General features: G+C 22.7%; 3 protein-coding genes and 1 pseudogene. 2 read left to right on the top strand and 2 right to left on the bottom strand.

The window, feature by feature from the left end:
* Positions 1-35: 35 nt before the first annotated feature.
* Together A9758_RS04445 and sfsA are read right to left on the bottom strand one after the other, a co-directional pair.
* Positions 36-482 (bottom strand): zinc ribbon domain-containing protein, encoded by a 447-nt coding sequence (locus A9758_RS04445; RefSeq protein ID WP_011406641.1) that lies wholly within the window; start codon positions 480-482, stop codon positions 36-38.
* Positions 479-1,207, bottom strand: coding sequence for a DNA/RNA nuclease SfsA (gene sfsA, locus A9758_RS04440; protein WP_011406640.1), 729 nt, complete (start codon positions 1,205-1,207; stop codon positions 479-481). The genes A9758_RS04445 and sfsA overlap by 4 nt, the downstream gene beginning before the upstream one ends.
* A 103-nt stretch (positions 1,208-1,310) precedes the next feature.
* Between sfsA and A9758_RS04435 the strand changes: the two genes are divergently transcribed.
* Both A9758_RS04435 and A9758_RS04430 read left to right on the top strand, forming a co-directional pair.
* Positions 1,311-1,808, top strand: coding sequence for a hypothetical protein (locus A9758_RS04435; protein WP_143740871.1), 498 nt, complete (start codon positions 1,311-1,313; stop codon positions 1,806-1,808).
* Between the two features lie 4 nt (positions 1,809-1,812).
* Positions 1,813-2,127, top strand: a pseudogene (locus A9758_RS04430) (hypothetical protein); the annotation flags it as partial.

Genomic DNA, 2,127 nt, shown 5'->3' with positions numbered 1-2,127 from the left:
ATTTAAAATAAAATAATAATTTCTATATTAAAAACTCATTGTCTTTCATAGTAACAAAAAATCACATCGATTGTTTGTATTACATAAGCACTAATTACTAAATTAACAAATTGGGAATTATATAATGAAGTAAGACATAAACCAATAGTAAGTATTAAGAAAATTATACCCCTATAGTATCTTTTAAGATATAAATGACCTGTACCTGCAACAATTAAATTTAAAATAATGGCAATAAACAATTTCTTATTATCTTTCATGGTCTTTTTAATACATCCATATGCAGTATCGTTAATTTCAGTATTATCAGGACCTCTATATGTAACAGAATAATAGTTATTGTTTTCATTGTTTTTAGGGATTTTATTAGAAAATTTAACAATAATATGTGTTACCATTGGTTTTTCAGGTAATTTCTGACCACAATTTATACAGTACGATTCATTTTCTGGATTTTCAAAGTTACATCTATCACATTTCATTTATTTCTCTCCTTGAATTTTATTGATAAAATCCTATCTTTTTTTAGAATAATACTGTTATTTTTTAATTCAGTATTTATTTTTAAGGGATATATTTTAACACCACTTATATATGCTTCATGGAGTGTTTGGCTAAAATCAATATCAGTGTCATAATTTGGCTTAAATTCGTCTGCATCATTATGTAAAACTAATATTAACACCATAGTAAAAATGCCCTTTTCATGAATTTCCATAAGTTCTTCCACGTGTTTTTTTCCTCTTTTAGTAGGAGCATCAGGAAACTTAGCAGTAGTATCTTCAACTAAAGTGCAACCTTTTACTTCTAAATATAGTGGATTGTTTTTATCATCCTTCAATAAAAAATCTATTCTACTATTTTTATATTTAATTTCAGGTTTGTCTATGTGAAAATTTTCAAGACTATTAATTTCTTTAGTATTAATTAATTCTTCCACTAATTTATTATGATAACTACTATTTAGTAAGATCCAATTATTTTTATTTTTAATGGCTATAACATCATACTTAGTTTTACGTCCAGTTTCTTTATATGTATTAATATATTTCAATAAAACATCAGTATTTGGAATTAATAGTTCTTTTAAACGTCCAGGATCATGTAAATGGGCCAGTGTAATTGCTTTATCTTTATCTTTAAATTCGATTGTAAAACGATTTGGTCTTGATATATATTTTCCAATAGTTAAATTATCTATTATCATAACACTAACTTCCTAATTTTCACTGATTTTATTTATATTCTTATAAAAATATATAAAATAATAATTATATATTATTTATTTAAAAATAAGTGAGGCTATGTTTGTGGTTAAATGTATTTATTGTAATTTTGAAAATCCTGATGAATATACATATTGTATTCATTGTTCTAAAAGATTAGAATTTTCTAATGTAGATAATTTTAAATTTAATCATAGCATTACTCAAGAAGATAATTTGTCTAATAATACCCTAAAACAGTTATATCATAAATTTTTAGAAGAAAAATATAATACAAGTAACAACAATTATTTTAAAAATATAAACTCAAATTCAATTAATCAAAATAAAGATTATAATGAAAGAAAAGTTATTGCAATATTATTCTCTTCATTTATATGTGGAATGGGTTGTTTTTATATAAAAGATATTAAAAAAGGATGTTTATTCTTCTTTGGAGAAATATTTTTATTCATATTTGCATTTTTATTATATGCATTATTAAAACAGCAAACAATAGTATTAATCATGTTTACAACATGTATAATATTATATCTTATAAATATCTTGGTTACTGCTACTGAATTTGATAAAAGAGAGTGATGTTATGAAATGTCAACTATGTGGTTATGAAAATCCTGATGAAAATGATATTTGCAGGTTCTGTGGTTCTATATTATCACAAAATCATAATAAAACATCTAAAAATATGAAGTTAGCAATGATTTTATCGTTATTTTTTCCAGGATTTAGTTATTTCTATCTAAAGCAATGGCATAAAGGTATATTGTTTTTCTTATTAATTCCAATATTTTTCATTTTATATGCACTTATAAGTTTATGTTACAATATGATTTGTTATATAGATGCAAGTTTTGTTGCTTTATTATTACTAATAACATATTTTTTATTATATGTATTA

The sequence above is a fragment of the Methanosphaera sp. A6 genome (assembly GCF_001729395.1).
Taxonomy (GTDB): Archaea; Methanobacteriota; Methanobacteria; order Methanobacteriales; family Methanobacteriaceae; genus Methanosphaera; species Methanosphaera stadtmanae.
This window is presented reverse-complemented; position numbering and strand designations above follow the sequence as displayed.

Coding starts and splice junctions, on each gene's coding strand:
- A9758_RS04445 (WP_011406641.1), bottom strand. CDS start 482: ATGAAATGTGATAGATGTAACTTTGAAAATCCAGAAAATGAATCGTAC.
- sfsA (WP_011406640.1), bottom strand. CDS start 1,207: ATGATAATAGATAATTTAACTATTGGAAAATATATATCAAGACCAAAT.